11 protein-coding genes are annotated in these 15,548 nt (G+C 67.2%); 4 read left to right on the top strand and 7 right to left on the bottom strand.

Features of this window, described 5'->3' with window-relative positions; genetic code table 11:
- The 3 genes from ACFKCF_RS39020 to ACFKCF_RS39010 form a co-directional block, all read right to left on the bottom strand.
- Nucleotides 1–1,022: non-reducing end alpha-L-arabinofuranosidase family hydrolase (locus tag ACFKCF_RS39020; RefSeq protein WP_394500329.1), on the bottom strand; the 1,022-nt coding region annotated here is incomplete at its 3' end.
- A 106-nt stretch (nucleotides 1,023–1,128) separates the two neighbouring features.
- Complete coding sequence (locus ACFKCF_RS39015) at nucleotides 1,129–3,150, bottom strand: family 43 glycosylhydrolase (RefSeq protein WP_394500328.1); 2,022 nt, start codon at nucleotides 3,148–3,150, stop codon at nucleotides 1,129–1,131.
- Nucleotides 3,147–5,873 (bottom strand): beta-L-arabinofuranosidase domain-containing protein, encoded by a 2,727-nt coding sequence (locus ACFKCF_RS39010; protein WP_394500327.1) that lies wholly within the window; start codon nucleotides 5,871–5,873, stop codon nucleotides 3,147–3,149. Before ACFKCF_RS39010 ends, ACFKCF_RS39015 begins: the two co-directional genes overlap by 4 nt.
- A gap of 929 nt (nucleotides 5,874–6,802) precedes the next feature.
- On the opposite strand from ACFKCF_RS39010, the gene ACFKCF_RS39005 reads away from it, so the two are divergent.
- Complete coding sequence (locus ACFKCF_RS39005) at nucleotides 6,803–7,381, top strand: GNAT family N-acetyltransferase (RefSeq protein WP_394500326.1); 579 nt, start codon at nucleotides 6,803–6,805, stop codon at nucleotides 7,379–7,381.
- A gap of 106 nt (nucleotides 7,382–7,487) precedes the next feature.
- Here ACFKCF_RS39005 and ACFKCF_RS39000 read toward each other — a convergent pair whose 3' ends face one another.
- Both ACFKCF_RS39000 and ACFKCF_RS38995 read right to left on the bottom strand, forming a co-directional pair.
- Complete coding sequence (locus ACFKCF_RS39000) at nucleotides 7,488–8,093, bottom strand: DinB family protein (protein ID WP_394500325.1); 606 nt, start codon at nucleotides 8,091–8,093, stop codon at nucleotides 7,488–7,490.
- Between the two features lie 563 nt (nucleotides 8,094–8,656).
- Entirely contained in the window at nucleotides 8,657–10,510 is a 1,854-nt protein-coding gene (locus ACFKCF_RS38995; protein WP_394500324.1) for a PHB depolymerase family esterase, read from the bottom strand.
- 245 nt (nucleotides 10,511–10,755) lie between these two features.
- Here ACFKCF_RS38995 and ACFKCF_RS38990 point away from each other — a divergent pair, with 245 nt between their 5' ends.
- Nucleotides 10,756–11,226, top strand: coding sequence for a MarR family winged helix-turn-helix transcriptional regulator (locus tag ACFKCF_RS38990; RefSeq protein WP_394500323.1), 471 nt, complete (start codon nucleotides 10,756–10,758; stop codon nucleotides 11,224–11,226).
- Nucleotides 11,227–11,457: 231 nt separating this feature from the next.
- Here the strand turns inward: ACFKCF_RS38990 and ACFKCF_RS38985 are convergent, their stop codons facing one another.
- On the bottom strand, nucleotides 11,458–12,609 hold the full coding sequence (locus ACFKCF_RS38985) for a hypothetical protein (protein WP_394500322.1): 1,152 nt from the start codon (nucleotides 12,607–12,609) through the stop codon (nucleotides 11,458–11,460).
- 384 nt (nucleotides 12,610–12,993) lie between these two features.
- On the opposite strand from ACFKCF_RS38985, the gene ACFKCF_RS38980 reads away from it, so the two are divergent.
- Together ACFKCF_RS38980 and ACFKCF_RS38975 are read left to right on the top strand one after the other, a co-directional pair.
- Nucleotides 12,994–13,335 carry a PadR family transcriptional regulator gene (locus tag ACFKCF_RS38980; protein ID WP_394500321.1) on the top strand — a complete coding sequence of 114 codons (342 nt, stop codon included), beginning with the start codon at nucleotides 12,994–12,996 and terminating at the stop codon, nucleotides 13,333–13,335.
- The gene (locus ACFKCF_RS38975; RefSeq protein WP_394500320.1) at nucleotides 13,332–14,330 is read left to right on the top strand and encodes a hypothetical protein; all 999 of its coding nucleotides are present in this window, start codon (nucleotides 13,332–13,334) and stop codon (nucleotides 14,328–14,330) included. Before ACFKCF_RS38980 ends, ACFKCF_RS38975 begins: the two co-directional genes overlap by 4 nt.
- Nucleotides 14,331–14,704: 374 nt before the next feature.
- Here the strand turns inward: ACFKCF_RS38975 and ACFKCF_RS38970 are convergent, their stop codons facing one another.
- A complete protein-coding gene (locus ACFKCF_RS38970; RefSeq protein WP_394500319.1) occupies nucleotides 14,705–15,547 on the bottom strand; it encodes a LysR family transcriptional regulator in 843 nt (280 codons plus the stop codon).
- Nucleotide 15,548 lies beyond the last annotated feature (1 nt).

The raw sequence follows: 15,548 nt of genomic DNA, 5'->3' as shown, positions 1-15,548 counted from the left end.
CTGCCCGGGAAGTTCCCGATGGGCATGCTGGCCCGGTAGATCTTGCCGTTGTCCCCGGCGAAGAACAGGTACATGTTCGTGCTGTCACCGATGAGCGTCTGGTCGATGGGTCCTGTTCCGGAGCCGGAGATGCTTCCGGAGAAGAGTGTCTGCTGCGATGACCAGCCGTTCGGATTGGTGGGGTCGCTGGAGGTCCTGTAGGAGAAGGCGGTGCCGCCCCACTGGTAGGCCAGCACCCAGATGTTCTTGGGGGCGAAGTAGAAGAGCGTGGGTGCGACGGTGGCGGAGGACATCGTGTTCTGGCTGGCCGAGGCCATGTCGGACCAGTTGGTGAAGAGGCTGAAGTTCATCGAGCCCCACCTGGTCCCCGTGTCGTGCGTCGTGGCGTAGACGAGGTGCCTGCCGTTGTAGGGGGCGACGGTGAAGTCCTTGAGGGAGACCCAGCCCGACTTCGGGGTCGCCAGCGGGCCTGTCGAGGTCCAGCGGTATGTCGACGGCAGATCGCATTGACCGGGGTTGCCGCCGCCGTCGACCGGGACGAGTTGCCATTGCTGGTTGGTGCCGCCCCAGTCGTCGTACTGGACGATGTTGGCGCCGTCGGCGGTGGAGGCGCCCTGGACTTCCAGGGCCTTGTTGCTGTGGCGGGAGATGAGCCTTACGTAGCCGTCTGTGCTGTCGGCCAGGCGCCATTGCTGGTTGGTGCCGTTGCCGTCGGCCCATTGCACGATGGCGCCGCCGTTGGCGGTGGAGAGGTTGTAGACGTCGAGGACCTTGCCGGAGTGGCGGGATTTGACGCGGTAGTAGCCGCCGCCGGAGTCGACGAACTGCCATTGTTGCTGGTTGCCGTTGTTGCGGGTCCATTGGGTGATGCGGCCGCCGTCGGCGGTGGACAGGTTGTAGACGTCCAGGGCTTTGCCGCTGTTGCGGTTGACCAGGACGTACCACGCGTTGGTGTCGACGGTGGCCGCGTTGGCGGACTGAGTCTGAAGGGCGGCGAACAGGCTCGCCAGTAAGGTGACCACCGCCGCGAGAACGGATAGGGACCTTAATTTCATGATTTGCTCCGATTTATCCGACTTGGACGAGTTGCCATTCCTGGTGGTTGCCTTCCTGTGCCGACGTGTCGTCTCAGGGGGTCGTGAGGTCGAAGCGGCGCACGGTCACCGCGCCGCCGAGGGACTGGGTGGCGTAGTTGAAGATCCCGAAGCGGTAGCCCATGAAGAACTGCCAGGCGTTGTTCAACGTGAAGGCCGGGCCGAGGCTCACGAAGGTGCTGCCGTCGGTGCTGTAGGAGAAGCGGGCCTGCCTGCCGGACCCCGGCCGGATGTCGGCGTTGACCCGCAACCAGATCCGGCCGCCCGAGATGTTCGCGCCGGCCGCCTCGGTGCCGGTGCCGGTGGTCTGCCACGAGCTGTTCATGGTCAGCCCGTTGGTCATCACGACCCGGTTGACGCCGTTGTCGCGTTTGACGCCGATCCAGGCCGACTGGTCGCGCAGCATGGCCAGCCCGGCGCGGTCGCCGTTGGCCATCTGCGAGTAGTCGAGCTCGATCGTCGCCGTCGACGACGGGCCCTGGATGCGGTGGGTCAGCGTGTTGCGGGCGTTGTAGAGGTCGCCTGTGACGGTCGCGGTCTGCAGGCGCAGGCCGTTGCCGGTGGAGAAGCGGCTGGTGTCGGGGTTGTGGTTCCACTCCCAGCGGTGCCCGAGGCTGCCCGAGGTGAAGGTGTCGGGGCCGATCATGGACGCCACGGTCCGGCTGGTCTGGATGTTCGGCTTCGGGTAGTTGACGCCCCAGCCGCCGTTGACGGTCTGCACGGTCGGCCAGTCATTGGTCCAGGTGATCGGCGCGAGCGCCGGGACCCGGCCGCCGGGGTAGGCGTCGACGAACGACATGTAGTACCAGGCGCCGTTCTGGGTCTGGACGAGCCCGCCTTGGTGGGGGACTCCGCCGCCGGAGATGGGACCGGGCATGTTGAGCAGGACCTGCCGCATCTCGTACGGACCCCACGGCGAGGTGGAGCGGAGCACGTACTGGCCGTTGGCGGGGCGGGTCAGCCAGATGTAGTAGTAGCCGTTGCGCTTGTAGAAGCGGGAGCCTTCCAGGGTGCCGACGTTGCTCGGGGTCTGGAACACCTGCTGGGCGCGCACCTGGCTGAGCCCGTCGGGGGAGAGCTGGGCCACGCTGATGGTGCTGTTGCCGTAGGCGACGTACATGGTGTCGTCGGTGTCGATCAGCAGGCCGGCGTCGTAGTAGCAGTTGTTGATCTGCGAGCGCTTGGTCCACGTGCCGTCGACGGCTGAGGCCGTGTAGACGTAGGTCCGGTTGAACTCGACGCAGCCGATCCAGTAGTAGGTGCTGTTGCCGGGCCGGTAGTTCAGGCTCGAGGCCCAGATGCCCTTCACGTACGCCCGGCCGCCGTTGAGGTCGTAGGCGCCCGAGTTGAAGTCGAGTCTCGGCACCGAATGTCCGGCGTACTCCCAGTCGACCAGGTTGTAGGAGCGCAGGATCGGCGCGCCCGGCGAGTAGTGCATCGTCGAGGCCGAGTAGTAATAGGCGTCGCCGACCCGGATGATGTCGCCGTCGGCGAAGTCCTGCCAGACGACCGGGTTGGTGTAGTCGCCGCCCGGAGTCGGGTCGTTGCCGACCGGGACGAGTTGCCATTGCTGGTTGGTGCCGCCCCAGTCGTCGTACTGGACGATGTTGGCGCCGTCGGCGGTGGAGGCGCCCTGGACTTCCAGGGCCTTGTTGCTGTGGCGGGAGATGAGCCTTACGTAGCCGTCTGTGCTGTCGGCCAGGCGCCATTGCTGGTTGGTGCCGTTGCCGTCGGCCCATTGCACGATGGCGCCGCCGTTGGCGGTGGAGAGGTTGTAGACGTCGAGGACCTTGCCGGAGTGGCGGGATTTGACGCGGTAGTAGCCGCCGCCGGAGTCGACGAACTGCCATTGTTGCTGGTTGCCGTTGTTGCGGGTCCATTGGGTGATGCGGCCGCCGTCGGCGGTGGACAGGTTGTAGACGTCCAGGGCTTTGCCGCTGTTGCGGTTGACCAGGACGTACCACGCGTTGGTGTCGACTGTCGCTGCTGATGCCTGGGGCGTGAGTGACACGCCCACGAGAAGCAGGCACGAGAGCACCGCGAGCACGCGCCTCACAGGAACCTCCAGAGGTTGTTGTTCGAGCCGTTGTCGTCGGCGAGCACGACCTGGGCGCCCTGGGACGTCCCGCCGAGGCCGAGGACCCGGCCGCCGTTGGCGCACTGGATGCGGAAGGCGGCGCCCGACCCGTGGCGCAGCCGCCAGCGGTGGTCGGCGGTGCCGTTGTCGGCCCACTGCACGACGCGTGACCCGGAAGCGGTGCCGCTGTTCTCCACGCCCAGCACCTTCTGGCTGGCCGAGTTGCGCAGCCGCAGGTAGCCGCCGGTGTCGGCGATCGCCGTCCACAGGTGGTCGGCGGTGCCGGTGTCGCCCCACTGGACGACGAGCGCGCCGTCGGCCGTGGACATGTCGGTGACGCCGAGCACCATCCCGGTTCCCACGTTCTGGATACGCCGCGCGCCGTTGGGCATGAATCGCCACTGGTTGTCCGCGCTGCCGTTGTCGGAGTCCTGGACCACCTGGGCGCCGTTGGCGCTGGAGCCGTTCTGGATGCCGAGCAGCTTGGAGCTGTGGACGTTGCGGAGCTTGACGGAGCCGTCGCCGACGTCGATGATCGTCCAGCGATGGTCGGCGGTGCCGGTGTCACCCCACTGGAGCACCCGGGCGTTGTCGGCGGTCGACATGTTCTCGACGCCGAGCACCTTGCCGCTGTGCACGTTGCGGAAGCGCAGGGCACTGCCGTCGACGACCGGTACCCAGTCGTGGTCGGCGGTGCCGTTGTCGGTCCACTGGAGGGCCAGGCCGCCGTCGGCGGTGGACATGTTCTGGATGCCGAGGGCCAGCCCGCTGGCCGCGTTGATCAGCCGGAAGCTCGCCGCGCCGGCACCGCTCTGGCCGCCGGTGTTCCAGTAGACGACGTAGTTGTGATCGTGAGCGTCGTAGAACGGCCCCAGCCGCACCGACGCCCCGTTGGCCGTGGCCGTGAAGGTCAGGGAGGAGGTGCTGGTGCGGGTGATCGATGAGGGGCTCAGTGCCGGGGCCGACGACAGGCCGGTGTTACCGTAATCGCCCGACAACACGACCGGGCCGTAGGTGACGGCTTGCACGTCTGGGTTGTCGTTGGTGGCCTTCATGACCACGCGCATGGGCAGCCGCACGGTCACGGTGTCGCCCGCCGCCCACGACCGGCTGAGGTCGGCGTAGGCGCCCGGCGTCGTGGCGATGTCCTGCTGGACTCCGTTGACGCTGATCGTCGCGCCCTGGGCCCAGGCCGGGATGCGGACGCGCATCGCCCACGATCCGCTCACGTTGCCGGTGACCTGCAGCGACGTGGTGTCGCCGACCGGGTAGGAGGTTGTCTGGGTGACCATGATGCCGCGCTGGCTCCAGTTGAGCGTGGAGGGCGCGAACAGGTTCACGAACAGGGTGGTGCCGTTGTGGAAGTAGATCGAGTCCATCAGCTTGGTGTTGGTCTCGATGCCGGTGCCCTGGCAGCACCAGAAGGAGTTGTAGTCCGTGCTCCAGGTGCCGCCGCCCCAGGCCGGGCCGACGCCCCGCCGTCCCCCGGGGTTGAGCGGGGTGAAGTAGGTGACGTGCCCGTGTGCGTCTGCCGGGTTCTGCTGCCCGAGCAGATGGTTGAGCAAGGCGTTCTCGTAGTAGTCGAAGTAGTCGGCCCGGGCCGGCGACAGCAGCCACAGCTCACGGGTCAGCTTGAGCATGTTGTAGGTGTTGCACGCCTCGCCGGTGTCCCTCGTCAGGTAAGCGGCGATCGCGTTGGGGGCGCGGAAGTGCTCGGCCTGGCTGTTGGAGCCGTTCGCGTACGTGTGCGCGCCGACGGTGATGGACCAGGCGTTGGCGGCGATGTCGCGGTAGCGGGTGGTGCCCGTCGCCTTGTACTCGCGGGCCGCCCCGATCCACTTGGGCACCTGCGTGTTGGCGTGCAACCCGTTGAGCCGGTCCTGGCCTGAGGCCAGCGGGTCGAAGACGGCCGCGTGGTCGAACCGCTGGGCCGTGGTCAGCCAGCGGGAGTCGCCGGTCATCTGGTACAGGTCCGTGAGCACGGCGTTCATGCCGCCGAACTCGGTGCCGAGCATGGCCTGCAGCCGGCTTGAGGTGAGCCGCGACGTGCGGGTGTCCACCCACCCGGCCAGGGCCAGCAGCACGGTCCTGGCCTGGGTGTTGCCGATCAGCCGCCAGACGTCCAGCAGCCCGGCCAAGGTCTTGTGGATGCAGTAGTAGGGCACGTTGCCGTTGGTCAGGGTGCGGTTCTCCACGGCCGTGATGTCGGACTCGGGGAAACCGGACAGGTAGCCGCTGGTGAATCCGGCGGCGCCGTTGTTGGCCTGGCATCTGGCCAGTTCGGCCACCATGTAGGCGGCCTTGTCCCGGCAGGTCATGTCGCCGAGCACGGCGTAGGCCTGCGCCCACGCCGTCAGGAAGTGGCCCTGCATGTGGGACCGGAACGGGAAGCTGGGCGCGTCCCAGCCGCCGTTGGCCGCCGCGCCGTTGGTGGACAGCCGGTGGTTGGCCCGGAAGACGTACAGCAGCCGGTCGACATCGACCAAGCGCAGGTAGCTCAGGGTGCGGTTCTGGTTGTCCAGCCAACGGCCGGAGGTCAGCCGGACCTGGCCGAGGTCGAACTCGTAGGCCGAGACGCCGATGTCGGATCTGGCCCAGGGGACCGCGGCCAGGGCGGGGGATGGGCCCGCTATCTGGCCGGCGACCGTGAGGGCGGCGGTCGCGCCTGTGGCTTGGAAGAGCTGACGACGGCTCAAGGACATGCGGAGCTCCTTGGAGGTGGGGGGCGGTGACCGGCGTCCGCCGGTCACGTGTGCACCGGGTCAGGCCCTCGAACAGGTCGCTCTCAGGCGAGGTGTTAGCGCTAACAACTCGCTCGTGGGCGGAACCGTGGCGGTCGTGGTTCCTGTGCCGTCGCGGGTAATGAGAGGGGACATCCAGGGCTCCGTTACTGAATCGCAGAGGGGCAGCCTGTTGGCGCTGACACCCGATTCCTGCAGAGAGCTGTGTGGCCTGCTCCGTTTGAGCGCGTTGTCGCGGAGTACATCCGACGGTCAGGCCCGGCGTCAACGAGGGGCGCCCTCACCGACCTGGGCGTCGCCATCCGGACGCCTTTCCGCCTGGAGTTTTGCCTCCAGCGAGATCGCACGGTACTGCTCGTGCATGTGAAAGTTTCATAGAAGTTACGCGGTGGCAATGGGGTAATTTGCGACAGATCGCGAGTTAAGTTGCTGACCTGGAGTCGAGACGCGGGTGATCACCTTGCGCCTGGCGCTGCTCGGTCGCCGCAGTAGGCAACCCGCTGCCGCCAACGGCTGTGCTGCCGACGTGGCCGAGGGCCCTAATTGATCTTAATTAAGTTTCGTCCCCGAGTGGTTGAGGTGTCCGCGCTTGTAGGCCCACTTCTGGTTGCTACCGCCCCAGCGGCTGTAGAGCTGGATCTTGGCGCCGTTCCCCGTGCCTGCGGCGTCCAGGCACTGCCGTAGAGCTTCGGCTGTCCTGCTGAGGTCCGCGTCCACTGCTGGTTGGTCTGGCCGTTGCAGTCCCGCAGCTGGGCGGTGTGCGCCACGTGAAGCCCTCGCAGGGGGCATGACCTGGGTGGATGTAATTATTGGCAGGCACAGCGCGACGGGCAGAGCGCTGGTCGAAACTCGAATGACCGGCAAGTGGCTCGTGCGCGAGAATGCAGCCCATGTCTCAGGCGAAACTCCGCACCGACCGCATCGAGCTTGTCCCGCTGTCCGACGAACACCTCGAACACGAGATCGAGCTCGACGCTGACCCCGAGGTCATGCGGTACCTCGGCAACGGCCGTGCTCGTAGCCGTGAGGAGGTCGAGGTCCTCCATGGGCAGCGGCTCGCGGTCGCGGGTCACGTTGCGGGACTGGGTTTCTGGGCCGGGTTCGTCGACGGGCGGTTCGTCGGCTGGTGGATCCTGGAGCCGCCGGAGCGCATCGATCAAGGGCCGGTCGAAGGGCAGGCCGAGCTCGGCTACCGGATCCTGCGTCGTTACTGGCGCCAGGGATTGGCCAGCGAGGGAGCCCGCGAGCTCATTCGACACGGCTTCGAAGATCTCCGACTGTCCCGCATCTTCGCCGAGACCATGGCGGTCAACACCGCCTCCCGTGCGACCATGACCGCACTCGGCATGGAGCATGTCCGTACGTTCCACATGGAGTGGGACGAGCCGCTCCCCGGCAGCGATCTCGGTGAGGTCGAGTACGCGATCACCCGAGAGCGGTGGCTCGCTTGCCAGGCGGCCGAAGCTTGAGCGCTCGCCGAAGACCCCGCCACGAGGATCGCGGCCGTTCGTTGTGTCCTGCTCGCTTACCGGGTCGCGCGGCAGTGCGAGAGCCAGTTCCTGCGCTCGGGCGCTGTCATGTGCCTTGCGGCTGGTTCTCGGCGGCCTTCCGGGCGGCTTGTTCGAGGCGTTCGCGGTAGTCCGTCCACCATGAGTCATCATCGGCGTTCGGCAGGCGGTCGTGGCTGTGGCGGCCGGCGGCGCCGTCGATCAGCTCGCGGACGATGTCGGCGTGCCCGGCGTGGCGGTTGGTCTCGGCGATCACGTGGACGAGGATGCGGTGCAGGGAGACCGTGTTGCTGTCGGCCGGCCACCAGGCGACATGGCCGGTCGCGTCCAGAGGCAGCTCCTCGATCGTGGCGTCCGCGTGGGCCCAGGCGCGGTGGTAGAGGGCGATCATCTGCTCGCGGGACTCGTCCGGGGTCGCCCACATGTCGGCGTTCGGCTCGGCGCCATCCTCGAACCAGGGCATCGGCTCGCCGGACGAGCGGCCGAAAGTGTCGCCGAAGTAGCCGAACTCGACGCTGGCCAGGTGTTTGACCAGGCCGAGGAGGTTGGTGCCGGTCGGGGTATGGGGGCGGCGGATGTCGTACTCGGACAGGCCGTCGAGTTTCCACAGAAGGGACTCGCGGGCGGTCCTGAGGTAACGGTGGAGGTCCGCTTTCGGGTCCCATCCGGTCATGTCGGCCATTGTGTCAGCGTAGGCCATGAAGAGGGCATATCAGGGTGCGGCGAGCTGCGCGGGATCGCTGCGTGGAGGCCGTGCGGCGACAGGTCAGCTCGACCCACTGGGACCACGGTCCCTTCACGCACGTGCCGTCGTCGGGATCCAGGCGCAGCGGCGTGAACGCGTGTCCGATCTCGGCTGAGATCGGGTTTTCCCTGCTCTGGGCCAGGAGTAGAGGAAACGATCCAGAGTCCGTGCTGGGCCCTCGCCAGGGTGCGCGTCACTGTCGACTGCGGCGTTGTCGCCGGGGTCGAGCTACGAGGGCCCTGGTGGTGCGGGCGGAGGGGTGGGATGACGCACCCAAGAGTGGCGAACACCCCGGGGGGCTTTCGTCCCATAACCCATGGTGTCGCGCGAGTGTTCGTGATCGAGCCGGCTCGCGCGGGATTTTGGTCGCCCGGACCTGCCACAGCACGATGGCGGTACGCAGCCGGTTCGCCCGCCGGTACGGATCCCTTGATCACGGCCCGGTTCCACCTGTCAATGACAGGGCCGTGATCGGGGAAGCGCGCTGATGGTCAGGCGCAGGTGTAGCCGGACGGCAGGGCGGTGTTGCCGTTGGGCCTGCTCGCTTGGAAGCCGAAGCTGGTGGTGCTGGCTCCCGGCGCGAGCGTGCCGTTGTGGCCGGCACTTCTGACCGTGACGGTCTGGCCGCTGGTGGTGACGGTGGCGTTCCACGAGCCGGTCAGGGTGTGCCCGGCCGGCAGGGTGAAGGTGACGGTCCAGCTGGTGATCGTCGAGGTGCTGGTGTTGGTGATGGTCAGCGGCTGGATCACGTACCCGTTCCCCCACTGGGACTGCACGGTCGGTGTGGCCGAGCAGGCACCGGTCGTGCCTCCCTGAGTGGTGATCTGGACGGTGTTGGAGATCGGTGAGACATTGCCGGCGGCATCGCGCGCCCGGACCTGGTATCGGTAGGTGGTGTTCGCAGTCAGGCCCGTGTCGGCGAACGAGGTCGTGGCCGAGGTGCCGACCTGGGTGAACGTGCCGCCCGTCGCGCCGGGAGCGCGCAGGATCTCATAGCCGGTCACACCGGTGTCGTCAGTGGAGGCCGTCCAGGTCAGGCTGGTGCCGGTTGAGGTGGTGCCCGAGGCGGTGAGCCCGGCCGGGGCGGTCGGCGGCGTGGTGTCGCCTCCGGTGGCGGCCGTGGTGAAGGTGACCGGCGCGGAGTTGCCCGACAGGTTGCCCGCGCCGTCACGCGCCCGTACGTACACCTGGTATTGGGTGTTGGAACTCAGTCCGGTCAGGGTGATCGAGGTGGTGGTGGACTGGCCGAGCTGCGGGTCGGTGGCGCCCTGCTCCCGGTAGACGTTGTAGCCGGCCAAGCCGGAGCCGCCCTGGTCGGTGGAGGCGGTCCAGGTCAGCGTGGCACTGGCGGCGGTCACGTTGGACGCGACCGGGGTGCCTGGCGTGGTCGGCGGCGTGGTGTCGGTCGGACTGGTGGTCAAGCCGAAGAACTGGATGGCGTAGAGGGCCATACCGCTCTGCGGAAGAGCATGCCCGGCGCCCTGGATGCTGTACGCCTCCACCTGCACGGTGCCGGACAGATCGGCGTACCGGCTGCGGGTCCAGTTTGCCTGCGGGGTGTCGGTGCTGGTCGGGGTCTGGCTCAGCCCGAACACATTGGTCCACTGCTCGATCGACTCTCGCAGCAGCGAGTAGGGCACGAGGGTGTCGCTGGTGCCGTGCCACAGCTGCATGCGCGGGCGGGGGCCGGAATATCCCGGGTACGCCTGGCGGACCGCATCGCCCCACTGCTGGGATGTTCGGTCCATGCTCCCGCCGGTGCACCTGCTGCTTCCGGGCGGATAGTCGGAGGCGCCGGCGAAGCAGTTGAAGGGCACACCCATGAAGGAGGCCCCTGCCTTGAACACGTCCGGGTAGACGGCGAGCATGTGCTGGGTCATCATGCCGCCGGACGAGCTCCCGGTGGCGTAGACCCGGTTCGGGTCTCCCCGATAGTTCCGCTCGACATAGTCGATCATCGAGGTGATCGAGACCGGATCGCTGCCGCCGCCGCGCTGCTTGGCCGCGTTCGACCAGGTGTCGAAGCAGTTGCCGAACCCTGCCGACTGGGTGGCGGTCGGGTAGATGACGATGAAGCCGTATCGATCCGCCAGCGAGGCGAACTCACTGCCCTGGTAGAAGCCGGGACCGGAGCCGCCGCAGCCATGCATCGCCACCACGATCGCCGGCGAGGCCGGGTGCGAGTCCGGCACATAGACGTGCATCCGCATGTTGCCCGGGTTGTTGCCGAAGCTGGTCACCTCCACCAGGGTGGCGGCGACGGCCGGCGATCCGAGTACCACGGTCATGACGGCAAAGAGCGCCGCGGCGCAGGCACCAGCCAGCACCGTGGTCAATCGTCTCATTCGCGCTCCTCCTGTCCATATCCGCGGCGCGCCGCCGATCGGTCCGCCGCGTATTGACGTCGGTCGCTGGAAAATAGAAGGGCCACGATCCGCCGTCAATGCACGCTTGGTGCGCATTCCCGCCGGTTCACCTGGCAGAGAGCCGTTTTCCCTGGTTATCAAGTAACTTGCTATCAAGATCCTTGATATGGGTGCGGGAAACTTACATTGGAGCTCGTTCTGACGGGGCGCGATATCGTCTCCTGGTGACCGATCCGGGTGTCCCCGCGGCCGCTGCGCCGGACGCACCGCCGCCCCGTGTGAGCTACCTGGTGTTCCGGCTGGAACGCCGCATCCGCGCCTGCCTGGATGAAGCGCTCGCCCGGCACGGCATGACAACCACCGAATACATGGCGCTCAGCGAGCTGCGCCTGCGCGACGCCCCGTCGTCGGCCGACCTGGCCCGCATCGCCTTCGTCACTCCGCAGGCGATGAACCTGGTCATCCGCGATCTCGAGCAACGCGGCCTGATCCGCCGCGACCCGCATCCCCGTGGCGGCCGCGCTCTGCGCACCCGCCTTACCCCGAAAGGCCTGAGCACCCTCCGGCGATGCGACCGCTCCCTCGACAGCATCGAAGCCGTCATGCTCGCCGAGATCGACGACCCGGACCGCATGACACTCGCGGAAGCGCTCACGCTGTGCGCCAGGGCCCTCCATCCGGACATGCGGCCCTGATCCCAGTCCTTCGCTCGCAGAAGCCACCACCGTCGCCCCTGGCCATGCTGTGGTCCGTGGCCGGCCACGGACCGCTCCTACGGGTACGGCACTGCACTGGCAGGAATTCGACGGTGACACCGCGCGGCAGGTCCTATGGGATGTGGCCCGGCCCCCGCCTCCGCGCGGGGGCGATCGGTCCTGGATGATCCGCAAGTGCATCGGATGCCATGCCGCCCAGGCCGGAACCGATCATCCAGTTCGCCATATGGCGGTACGCGCATCGGGAAAATCTCGGCAGGTTTTCTCGCCACCGTCTGGGCTGTAAATGCTGCCGACCGCGTAGACCTCTTGAGAAGCGGGACGCCGAACGAGAGCGCTCACTTCTGCCTTGCAGCCGTCCGGGACGGATAGCTGTTCGCGTGTCCAGCGGCCCTCCGACAGATGCAACAGCTCCGTTGCGAACCTCCAGCACCAAGGAGGGCATTCGAGATGACGGACGCTTGTCATCCACATGCCGCCGGCACCATCAGGTTCGGCATGATTGAGGTAATGATCATCCACCAGGCCCCAGCGACAGCTCCACGAGGCCCCATCCCAGTGCAGGGCCAGCGAACGTGTCGGTCCGTTCCCCTCAAGCTCTTCGTTCGACATGCTCACCTCGCCGACCGCCCATACGTCATCGGCATCCAGGGCCACCACGTCCGAGATAGACCAAAGGTTATAGGTGATCTCCCCGTGCTCCGGATCTTTGCGGGGAGATGGCAGGTTGGGTGTGGGCAGGCCGATTTCCCGCCAGCCGGAGCCCTCCCAGCGCAGCACGTTGAAGTCAAAAGCGTCCGCTCCCGGCGCAACAGCCCACGGTTCGGCTCCATCGTCGCTGAATACCGTCGTGCCATCAGTGGGAAAGTCCGGGTCGGGGGGCGACAAGGTGTGCAACTGCCATGACGATCCCTCCCCATGCAGTACGCGCCCGAACAGCCTGACCCAGGACCCGTCGGCGGACACCGGATCGCCCCACGAGTCGTTGACGTGGGTGGAGTGGGTGCCCGACAGGATGTCACTGCGCCAACGACCCGCATCGAAGGTGTGGACGACTGCTCCAAGGGTGACCGTCAAGGGGCTGTCCCGAGGGTACTCCACGACGTTGAAGACGTGTACCTGCTGCGCCGACGTCACAACCATCGCGATGTCGACCGGGGACTCACCATAAAACTGTTCGGTCGGCACGATGGGAGATGAGGGGACGTCGAACGTCTGCCAAGCCTCACCGTTCCAGCGGCGTAGACGGTCCACCGCACCATCGGATGAAAACATGTCGTAAAGGGCCCAGAGCGTTCCGTCAGCGGCGACCGACACCTGTCTCGGATCGCTGTAGGTGTCATCGTTGTCAACAGCGAGCATCTTCCAACTCGACCCCTTCATGGGAGCACGGAAGTGGTTAACGCGGCGCGGCGGCTGACGACACAATGCGGGCTTAGCCGGGATGCGCTTAAGCGCTGAGACGTTGACCGCGCGCGGAGACAGCGTCGCAGCCGCCGTCGGAGAGGGCGAGGCGGACACATGGCTCGGGGCAGGTTGGCCGCTCCTGCCAGATGGGGGTTCGCCGCCGGACAAGGCCGAACATGCGCACAACCCCACCGTCAGCACGACCACCGCCAGCCGTGAACCCAACATGGGCCTTCTACCGTGAATCCGGACGATCTTGTGATCTCTCAAATTTACAACATCCTTGCCATTATATATTGTTGGACATGATATACCAGACCTGTGAACGTTACGGAACCCATGTTCTTGGCCCTAACCGCGCTGGTGGACGAGCCACGTCACGGCTACGGAATCGCCCAGGAGGTCAATCGCCTGTCAGAGGGACGCATACAACTCAAGATCGGGACCTTGTACGGCGTGCTCGATCGACTCTCGGCCGACGGGCTGATCGCGCTCGACCGCGAGGAGGTGCAGCAAGGGCGGCTGCGGCGTTACTACCGGCTGACCGACAAGGGCGTCCACACGCTCCAGGAGGAGGTCGCCAGGCTGGCCGCCAATGTCAGCGCCGCCACGGCCCGCCTGCGCGCCAGGCGCTCTGGTGGAGCCGCCCCGACGAGCGCGTTCGCCGGAGGTGCCGCGTGAACCTGCTCGAACAGCGTTATCGCAACGTTCTGCGCCTATTGCCTGCCTCCTACCGCGCCGGACGCGAAGAGGAGATGGTGGCCGCGTTCATGGAGATGTCCGGCGACGCCCCCAACGTGGGCTCGCGCCCAGGCTGGGGCGAGATCGCCAGCGTCCTGGCACTGTCGGTACGAGTGCGATTCGGCGCTGAGGGCGCCCCACCCCGCGCCTTCGCATGGGGCGAGACGGTCCGGCTCGTCGCGCTGCTGGGGTTGGCCTATCAGATGATGAACGCAGCCATCAACATGGTGATCCTGATCCGCGCACTCGCGTCGGCCGATGACCGGTACCCGGTCGGGCCCGGGCTCAGCATCGGCGAAATGGGGGCCGCCGCCTGCTCCGCTGTGGCCTTCATGGCGATCATGCGAGGCAGCCCACGCCTGGCGAAAACCGCGGCGCTCCTCAGTACGACACCCGCACTGGTCTATTTCGCGATTCCCCTGCAAATGCCCGGCCCCGCCGGAATGATGCGTCCGCTGGAGGAGGTGGCCAACGCCATAATCTCGATAGTGCCGGTGATCGCGCTCATGCTGGGCTTTCATCGCGACGTTGCACCACTGCGCCGATCATGGTGGCTCACTCTGTCGCCGCTCGCCGCGGCTCTGATGGTGCTGGGCTGGGTCGCGGTGGGGTGGTATTGGCTGCGGCTCGGCGAATCGAAATGGCTGTATCTATGGCTGGACGAGCTAGGGATGTCGATCGTCGCGCTGGTCGTGGGCTCGGCGTTCGCGATAACTCGCAGACGCGGGCCATCCTGGCCGCTCGCCTTGTCGGCCATCGGTCTGCTCCTGCTACTGGCCCGGCTGCCGATGATGATCGACCTTTTCGGGTGGCCCGGCTACGAGATCGTGAACACGGTGCTCTCCGGACAGGTCGCGTTGCTTGCCGTGCTGATCGGCACGCTGGGCACGATGGGCCTGCGGTCGCTACCCGATGCGCGCGCCACCCTGACCTGAAGCTCCACTGCCGCGATCCGGTGAGATCCTCACCGGATACCGATCGGGGTTAGTAGCTGCAAGGCCTCCCGCTCGGGTCGCCGTCCACACGAGCAAGCTGACCTTCCTGGACTGCAGAGGGCTAAGCGTCCTCATTTGCGTGCAGGCCTTCGCCGAACAGCATGGCACCGCCTGTACCTGGCCGCCGTGCGCGCCGCGCCCGCTCGCCTGCTGGAACTCCCCGGCACCGGGCGGCGCCTGCACTGGTACCCCAGCGCGGAGCACACCCTCGACAACTGCCGACCCACCGTGACCCCGCCAATCCGATGACGTCTCTGCGTAACTTGCGCGGCGGTCGCGTCGAGTTGACGTGCTGTCTCGTACGGCTGCCTCAGTCAGATCATGCGTCGTAGCGCGATCTCCACGGCGTCGATCAGGGGATCGCCGTCCGTCCGTGGATGCCGTGCGAGACCCAGCTCGACGTCCGGCAGAGTGGGCAGGGCGTCCTCGTCGTGGCAGGCCATGGCCGGTTCGAGGTTCGTGGGCATGAGCGCCGCCACGCCGAGCCCGGCCCGTAGCGCGGCGAGCACGCCGACCAGGCTGTTGCTCTCGAACGTCACCCGCCAGCGCCGATCGGTACGTTCCAGCGTTTCCAGCACCGACGTACGCCAGGCGCACGTGCCCGAGAACAGCACCACCGGCAGGGGATCGGCCGCCACGTCCACGCCGTGGCCGACCGCCCAGACCAGCGGGCGGCGTACCGTCCAGCGCGGTGGCCCGGGAACGTTCGGCGCCTCGTCGAGCACGAGGTGAACGCGGCCCGCGTCGTACGCCTCCCGCGTCGCGGCGCTGGAAAGGCTGAGCACCTCCAGCGTCGCGCCCGGATGCAGCCGGGCGAGGTCGGCCAGCGCCTGCGAAAGCTGGGACGCGGCGAGGTCTTCGAGCAACCCGACGCCACAGTGACCGGTGAGCGCGCGCCCGGTTTCGGTGAGTGCCTGCGCGGAGAGCGCGAGAATGCGTTCGGCGTACGGCAGCAGCTCCTCACCCGCCCGCGTCAGCGAGACGCCGGACGGCGACCGGTAGAGCAGCGGACGGCCGACGACGCTCTCCAGCCTGCGCACCTGCTGGCTCAGCGCGGGCTGAGTATGTCCGAGTACGGTCGCCGCCCGGCTGATGCTGCCCGCCCGCACGGCGGTGACGAACGCCCGCAACAACGCGGTCTCGAGATCTCGGGCCATA

Source organism: Nonomuraea sp. JJY05, assembly GCF_043496855.1.
Taxonomy (GTDB): domain Bacteria; phylum Actinomycetota; class Actinomycetes; order Streptosporangiales; family Streptosporangiaceae; genus Nonomuraea.
This window is presented reverse-complemented; position numbering and strand designations above follow the sequence as displayed.

What these genes read in the sequence shown, in the direction of transcription:
- ACFKCF_RS39010 (WP_394500327.1), bottom strand. Translation starts at nt 5,873, where the DNA reads ATGTCCTTGAGCCGTCGTCAGCTCTTCCAAGCCACAGGCGCGACCGCC.
- ACFKCF_RS39005 (WP_394500326.1), top strand. Translation starts at nt 6,803, where the DNA reads ATGTCTCAGGCGAAACTCCGCACCGACCGCATCGAGCTTGTCCCGCTG.
- ACFKCF_RS39000 (WP_394500325.1), bottom strand. Translation starts at nt 8,093, where the DNA reads ATGACCGGATGGGACCCGAAAGCGGACCTCCACCGTTACCTCAGGACC.
- ACFKCF_RS38995 (WP_394500324.1), bottom strand. Translation starts at nt 10,510, where the DNA reads ATGAGACGATTGACCACGGTGCTGGCTGGTGCCTGCGCCGCGGCGCTC.
- ACFKCF_RS38985 (WP_394500322.1), bottom strand. Translation starts at nt 12,609, where the DNA reads ATGCTCGCTGTTGACAACGATGACACCTACAGCGATCCGAGACAGGTG.
- ACFKCF_RS38980 (WP_394500321.1), top strand. Translation starts at nt 12,994, where the DNA reads ATGTTCTTGGCCCTAACCGCGCTGGTGGACGAGCCACGTCACGGCTAC.
- ACFKCF_RS38970 (WP_394500319.1), bottom strand. Translation starts at nt 15,547, where the DNA reads ATGGCCCGAGATCTCGAGACCGCGTTGTTGCGGGCGTTCGTCACCGCC.